The organism is Solemya velesiana gill symbiont, from assembly GCF_002020805.1.
In the GTDB taxonomy this organism is placed as follows: domain Bacteria; phylum Pseudomonadota; class Gammaproteobacteria; order Chromatiales; family Chromatiaceae; genus Sedimenticola_A.
The window spans coordinates 40,589-47,953 of record NZ_MPRJ01000010.1 but is presented as its reverse complement, the minus strand read 5'-3'; the positions used below and the strand labels follow the sequence as shown (position 1 = coordinate 47,953).

General features: G+C 59.0%; 6 protein-coding genes and 1 pseudogene. All 7 read left to right on the top strand.

Going from position 1 to position 7,365, the window contains the following annotated elements:
• Positions 1–314 precede the first annotated feature (314 nt).
• Positions 315–935 (top strand): hypothetical protein, encoded by a 621-nt coding sequence (locus tag BOW53_RS02615; RefSeq protein ID WP_078485966.1) that lies wholly within the window; start codon positions 315–317, stop codon positions 933–935.
• Positions 868–2,394 (top strand): tape measure protein, encoded by a 1,527-nt coding sequence (locus tag BOW53_RS02610; RefSeq protein ID WP_172838737.1) that lies wholly within the window; start codon positions 868–870, stop codon positions 2,392–2,394. Before BOW53_RS02615 ends, BOW53_RS02610 begins: the two co-directional genes overlap by 68 nt.
• Positions 2,391–2,768, top strand: a complete 378-nt coding sequence (locus BOW53_RS02605) for a hypothetical protein (RefSeq protein WP_078485964.1) — start codon at positions 2,391–2,393, stop codon at positions 2,766–2,768. The genes BOW53_RS02610 and BOW53_RS02605 overlap by 4 nt, the downstream gene beginning before the upstream one ends.
• Complete coding sequence (locus BOW53_RS02600) at positions 2,768–4,711, top strand: phage tail protein (RefSeq protein ID WP_078485963.1); 1,944 nt, start codon at positions 2,768–2,770, stop codon at positions 4,709–4,711. The genes BOW53_RS02605 and BOW53_RS02600 overlap by 1 nt, the downstream gene beginning before the upstream one ends.
• A 15-nt stretch (positions 4,712–4,726) precedes the next feature.
• On the top strand, positions 4,727–6,154 hold the full coding sequence (locus BOW53_RS02595) for a phage head spike fiber domain-containing protein (protein ID WP_078485962.1): 1,428 nt from the start codon (positions 4,727–4,729) through the stop codon (positions 6,152–6,154).
• The gene (locus tag BOW53_RS02590; protein WP_078485961.1) at positions 6,154–6,564 is read left to right on the top strand and encodes a hypothetical protein; all 411 of its coding nucleotides are present in this window, start codon (positions 6,154–6,156) and stop codon (positions 6,562–6,564) included. The genes BOW53_RS02595 and BOW53_RS02590 overlap by 1 nt, the downstream gene beginning before the upstream one ends.
• Positions 6,561–7,362, top strand: a pseudogene (locus tag BOW53_RS02585) (DNA adenine methylase). The gene BOW53_RS02590 and the pseudogene BOW53_RS02585 overlap by 4 nt, the downstream one beginning before the upstream one ends.
• Positions 7,363–7,365 lie beyond the last annotated feature (3 nt).

Below are 7,365 nucleotides of genomic sequence, written 5' to 3'. Positions count from 1 at the left end.
CGCCTGGGTGGCCGGTAAGGACTGCTCCGCTTGCCCGCGATCGGACGCGGGGGAGATGCCGCTGGATCCGGAGCGCTGCCGCAGCGAGCAGCCGGAGCTTTGGGTTAACGGCATCAAGCCGTGCCACGAATGCCCGGCCAGATTGGTGCCTGCCCTGCCCTGGCCTGGCTGTTTCGTACCTGGAACTGGGCCGATCGCGGCTAGCTACCCAAACCGGGCGGCAGCCTCGATCAGCCCGCCTGGCTTATGGACGCCCTGGAGCTGATCACTGCAGCCGCAATCAAACAGAATGAACTGCAACGCGAGCAACCCTAATGCCTCTGCAGCTTAACAATGACAACCTGACCGTCGCCCTGGTGCTCAAGGCAAAAAACCTGGTATCCAAAGGAGTGAACGAGGCCAAAGGCGACATCAAAGATCTGGGCAAGACAGCAAAAAAGTCTGCCAAGGATATTGAGGCTGCCTATAAGAACCTCGGCATCCGCAGCCGCCGCGAGATCGATCGAGAGATCCGCAAGATGGAGGCCAGCTATAAACGCCTCCAGCGCTCTGGCAAGCTCTCGGCCGATGAACAGAAGCGTGCGTATAAGGCTCTTAAAGGTCAGATAAAAGCACTGCGTGACGAATCGCGTGGGGCCAGCAAAGAGATCAAGGGCATGGCCGGTGAGGTCAACGCCCTGGGCGGCCTGCTCACCGGCGCTGCCATCGTCGCCGGTGTGCGCAGTATTGTCGATGCCGGCCTGGAGATGGAGCGCATCAAGCAATCCCTAAAGGCCGCCGTGGGCAACGACCGCTTTGCCGAAGAGATGAAATTCGTGAGGGCCGAGGCCGATCGAGGGGCAGAAGACCCGCGACATCTTCAAGGCCGTGACCGAGGCCAGTGCGGTAATGGGCCTCAGCGCTGCGGATACCTCCGGTGCCATCCGCGCCGTTAACCAGATGATCAGCAAAGGCACCGTCTCGGCCGAAGAGCTGCGTGGTCAACTGGGCGAGCGCTTGCCCGGCGCCTTCCAGATCGCAGCCCGCGCCATGAAGGTCTCAACCGAGGACTTGGGCAAGATGCTGGAGCAGGGCGAGCTGATGGCCGACGAGTTCCTCCCCCGCTTCGGCCGCCAGATCCGCCAGGAGCTGGGCGGCCAGGTGGAGAGCGCAACAAAGCGTGCCGCCGCCTCGTTCCAGCGCATGGGCAATGCCTGGTTCGACGTAAAGGTGAACCTCGCCAAATCAGGACTACTGGAAAGCTTGGCCTATGTGGCCGAAGTGGGCTCCGAGTTTCTAAAGAACACAATGGCTGCGTTTGAGGGTTTGGGCTTGGGTATTGCCCATGCCAGCGAAAGCCTCTTCGCCTTTGGTAAGGACCAGGAGCGGCTTGATCGTGTATTTGAGAATCAGCGCCGACGCATCCAGGAGAAATACGGCCTTATCAAGAAAGAAGCTGAAGAGGCAGGCACAGCCGGTGCCGTTGCGGGCGAAAAGACCGCTGCCGGACTTGATAAGGCCACTCAATCAGCCGAAGGACTGGCCACGGAACTTCAGCGCATGGGCGATACAACAGCCAAGGCTCTCGACCCGGCACTGAAAGCACTTGGCGATCTCGACAAAGCCCTGGAGAGCCAGCACCAGAAACAAGCCAAGCTGCGCGAGAAGATCTTCAAAACCGTGGGCGGTGCTGCCGGTGGCTACTTCCGTGATCAGCTGCAGACCATCCGCAAAGAGGCCAAAGAGATGCTGGGCGCCAGCATCGCCGAGGCCGATGTCAGCGCCTATGTGGAACAGCAGCTAAACAAGTTGCGCCAGCAACTCGACCGGGCTGGGGCATGGAGCCAGTCATCCGAACTCGGCGGCATCCAGGCAGGCTCCATCGTCTCAGAGCTGTCGGCTGACTTGGATCAATCAAGCACCGAGGCCGACAAGCTCAAGCAACAGATGACCGAAGTCGCCCAGGCCATCAGCAAGGCGGCAGGTAACCTGCGCGAGATGCTGCCAGATGGTGAGGCTCAGCAAGTCATGGCCCGTTTGGATCTATTGCTCGAGCAGCTCCAGGCTGTCTCCAGCGAAGCTGACATCCAGGCCAATGTGGATACCCTGCAAGCCATGATGGCCGTGAAACGCATCCAGCATGAACTGGCCGGCATCCCCCGCGAGATCGTCACCATACATCGCATCGTCAGAATGGGCTCAGGCCCGGTGCCAGCACCACCCAAAGGCAGCCGCGCCGTGGGCGGCCTGATCCCCGACGACGGCTACTACCTCATGCACAAGGGCGAGCGTGTGGTTAGCAACAGCTACGGCGATTTCAACTTCAACTTCCCCTCCGGATCCATGTCTCAGGCCGAAGCCCGCGCCTTCGTGCGCGGCGTGGTGATCCCCGAACTGCAGGCGGCTGGCCGATGAGCATCGTTCTGGCGTATCCCACCTTGGTGGCACCCACCACCGAGATCACCCTGCCCGACATCGAGCAGCTGCCAAGCAGCCGCCCGGTGTGTAAATTTCAGAGCGTCTTCGAGACCGATGCAGGCGAAACAGTGGTCTATGACCTGGGCGACAATCGCAGCGTTTTCTCTCTCAATCTTTACCCGCTGAGCCAAAGCCAAGCCGATGCGATCAAAGCGTTCTACGAGACCATCGTCAACGGTCAGGCCATCAGCTGGCAACTGCGTGACAGCCTGGGCCGGGAGTACACCGTTCGCTTTGCGCAGGATGTGATCGAGCCGGTGCAGCAGGGTGTCAACGCCTATGCGCTATCCATCACCGTGAGAGTGATCTAATGCGTACATTGAGTGCGTCACTCAGCGCCGAGCTGGCCCGCAACGACGGCCCGCGCTTCCGTCTGCTGTTGCATATCGATGCACCGGACCTGGCCACCCGGCGGCTCTGCACCGACACGCGCACAATTGGCATCCATGACTACACCGGCAAACTGCTCAACGTATCACCGATCTATGAGGGCATCGACCAGGTGGGTGACCTCTCCATCGAGCTGGCCGATACCTGGCACAATCGCAACAGCGCGATGCTGGCCGCAACGGTTTGGCTGGGACTCTGGGCCGTGGGCTCCGATCTGGCCGATGCATCCACCGTATTCAAAGGTGAGATCTCCGACCCCGTCGACAGGTCCGGCGGTCGCATCCGCTTCGATGTCATCAGCCACGCCAACCGTCACGATCGCCGAATTGGCGCACCCCTCTCCGAAGCCGACTACCCAGGGGCCGACCCCGATGTGCTGGGTAAAATCATGCCCGAGTACTACGGCAGCCATACCGACGTGCCCTGCCTGCCGATTGATGCCGGCGCCCTCGACACTCTGGCCCTGGATATAGACGATATCGTCGACACCCTGCCGTTATCGGATGCCGTGCGCTTTCCCTCCTCTGGCACAATACAGATCGGTTACGAACAGATAACTTATGCAGGAATAGCCGACAACAACCTCACCGGCTGTACTCGTGGCGCCAACAGCACCACTGCAGCAGCTCACCAGAAAGGGGCTCAGGTGGGTGAGGTCAAAACCCAATACGACTATCTGGTCGCCAACCACCCGGCAACGGCGTTATCCAACGTCAAGGTCAACGGTGTGCTGCAGGAGGGGACAGATTTCACCCTGCTCACCGACGACAACGGCCAGGCCAAGATCCGCTTCACCACGCTGCCCAAGCTTGAGCGCTCGGTGGATATTGAAATCAGCGACGATATCGAATTCTCAGCATCTCAGGGGCCCCACGCGCACGCACTGTTTAATGCCACCTCAAACACCACGCAGTACACCACCGAGGTGAACCATGTCATTGATGACGGGCAGACTGGCAACTACCTCTGGCAGATCCCCTGGCCGGCAATGCCGGGCGGTGTGGTCGGGGGCAATACGACGCTGTCGATCTCATCCGATGCGTCGTTCGGCGCATGGGAGGTGCGTCACTACACCGGGCCGGGGCAATACCAGGTGGTGGCCAGCGGGTCAATCAGTGATACGGTTACATTCGGTGTCGTGAGTGACGATATCTGGATTGCTAACCTCTCCAACTACCACCGCGACATCACCATCACCGACGCCTACCGCGACATCGAATACAACGTGGACATGGACGACACCACCCCCGGCATCACCACCAACAAGACCAGCGGCGTCTCGGCCAACTCAGCTGCCGACATCGTCATCGGCGGCCTGGTCACCTGCGATATCGACGGCCACCTGGACGACGCCAGCGGCACCATTACCGGCACGGCCGACGCCCTCATCGAGCGGCCCGATCACATCGCCCGCCACCTGCTGCGCCACTACGGCCAGGCCACCGACGCCGAGACCGACGCGTCCGACTTCGACGTATTCACCGGCGACCGCCTCGCCATCCGCATCGCCAGCCAGACCAGCGTCCGCCCGCTGCTGCGGGAGATCGCCCGCCAGAGCAGGGGCATCGCCAACTACAGCGCCGGACGCTGGCGCTTCATCCGCCGACCGGATCCCGATGCAGCGCCTGCCATCACACTCAATGGCAGTGACCTCGTCCGTAACGAAGAGGGTGCCCCAACGGCACAAGAGGGTCGGGCTGGGGTGCGCTCGATCTACAACCGCCACACCTGGCGTGCCGGACTCCAGGCCGGAGGCGGCTGGGCTCACAACGCCACCCAGGACGACACCACCAGCCAGGACCGCTACGGCCTGCGCGACACCACCGTCGACCTGCCGTTCGTGCCCGACGCCGCCCAGGCCTAGGCGCTGATCGACTGGATGGCCACCCGCGATACCGACCCAGAGCGCAAGATCGTCAGCGTAACCGCCAAGCTCACCGCCCACGTTCTCGAGGTTGGCGACCTGGTCCGCCTCGACACCCTCAGAGCCAACATCGACATCAACGCCGAAGTGGTGGCCATCGGCCCGCGCATCCTCTCCGGCCAGGGCGCCGGCCGCCTGCAACTCACCCTGGAGACCATAAGAGACAACAACGCCCCCTTGGTCGACATGCCACTGCAGACCTCCCTGGTCATGCGCAAGGGCACCGGTGTAGCCACCTTCACCAACGCATCCACCACCCGCACCTACATCCAGGACGGCATACTCAAATATGCTGCTGTTAATGAGCCTCGGTTTGAAAAAAATGGCCTGCTGATGGAGGGTCCACGCACCAATTATCTGACATCCTCAAGCGATTTTGTCAATCCAGGATGGTCCAAAGTTGCTGGCGTCAATGTCACGCCATCTGATGCACTCGCCCCTGACGGAACGTTGTCAGCATCAAAAGTTGAAGACCTGAACTCAACCGATTGGTCATACATACAGAGAGTCGGCGCTGTCGTAGATGATACAGCACCCCGCACCGCATCTTTGTTTATAGAGAAGGATGATAACGAGGCCCGCTTCCCTCTTCTGCGCCTTGGATATTATGGTGGGGACATCACTTATGGAGATTTATCAGTCAACACAAAAACCGGGGAGATTTTTTCTAAACATAATACGATAAGAGCTAACATTAGTGATGAGAACCCAAACTATTGGCGGGTAGAATTCACGGTAGTCAACAATGGAACCGGCAACAACGGCTGCTATTTAGGCGTATTCCCCGCCGCCAGCGCAACACTGGGTGGAGCATACAGTACGACCATCAATGGATCGATTCACGCATGGGGTTCACAGGTGGAAGATGGAGACTTCGCCTCATCTTATATCCCAACGGACACAGCCCCTGCTACCCGATCCCAAGACCAGCTATGGATTCCACACACCGACAACATCTCTGAAACCGTAAACGGCCACTTCTCAATACTGGCCGATGTCAATCTATTGGGTTATGACGATGTCGCTCAGGCAGTTTACTGGGTGGAAGGTGAGCAATGGCGAGTCCTCTATGCCTCTGTAGCAGCAAGCGGATCTGGTGATGAGCCAACCATGTTCAAACAAAACGGTTTCCCAATTTCCGGCGAAGAGCGCATACCACTACACGAGGTACACCGGCTGGCCCATGTCTTCGATGGCACACAACAGCAAATGTACCTCGACGGAAGACTACTGATCTCCAATAACAACGTGGCCACCACAGGCACACCAAACAAGATCAGCATAGGTTGCGCCAATATCGGTAACAGAGAGCTGTTCGGACACCTGAAGAATTTTCGAATCTATGGCGAAGCACTGAGTCCCGAACAGATGAAGGTCTCCTGATGAGTGACTACATAACCTACTGCGCCGACACCCAGGCACTCATTACTGAGCTGCAGAGCAAGGCCCCTAAGCTGGTTCATAATGATGAACAGACCGGAGAGATTGCCTTTCTGATGCCCAAGACACCCACGCTCAGAAACGGGGCTGAAACCCTCGCCCTGGTCCGCGACATCGACGGCACCCTGCTCCAACTGGCCGCCCAGCTAGACCACCTGGAAGTGCTCGGCACCTACGAGGAAGTCTTCGCCGATCCGGCCAAAAAGAAGATCTACGACCGCGTCTACGACCAGTCACCCAGAACTGTCCACGGCCTCAAGGGTGAAACATTGACCTATACCCCACCCCAAGGCTTCCCCTACTCTGTACAGAGCAGGGACAGCCTATCACAACAACAAGAGAGGCTCGCATGAACCCGATCATTCCATGGATAGGAGGGAAGCGCCGGCTGGCAGGCGAACTGCTACCGATGTTTCCCGAGCACAGCTGCTACGTCGAGGCATTCGCCGGCGCAGCCGCCCTGTTCTTTAACAAGCAACCATCGGAAGTCGAGGTGCTCAACGACATCAACGGCGATCTGGTCAATCTTTATCGTGTGGTTAAACACTATTTGGAGGTGCTTTATAAGCAGTTCAAATGGGCGTTGACCAGTCGCCAGAATTGGGACTGGCTCCAGGCCACTCCCGTTGAAACCCTCACCGACGTCCAGCGTGCCGCCCGTTTTCTCTACCTGCAGAAGCTCTGCCTTCGGCGGTAAGGTCGAGGGCCAGAGCTTCGGTACCGCCACCACATCCCGCCCCAGGTTCAACATCTACACCCTGGAGCAGGATCTTGCCGACGCCCACTTTCGCTTGGCCAACACCTACATCGAGCACCTCTCCTGGGAGAAAGTCATCCGTAAATACGACCGCCCCCATACCCTCCATTATCTCGACCCGCCGTACTGGCAAACCGAGGGGTATGGGGTTGAATTCGGCTTCGAACACTACGAGCTTATGAGCCGGCTGGCCAGGGAGGTCCAGGGTGCGCTGATCATCAGCATCAACGACCACCCCGACATCCGCTGGGCGTTTGACGGACTTCACATTAAAGAGGTCGGGATCACATATACCGTCGGAGGTGGCTGCGGAAGCGAGGCCAAGGAGTTGATTATCTGGAACGAAAAATGCCAGAATCGGCAGATACCGAGTAGGAATTTATCTCTGTTTTGACAA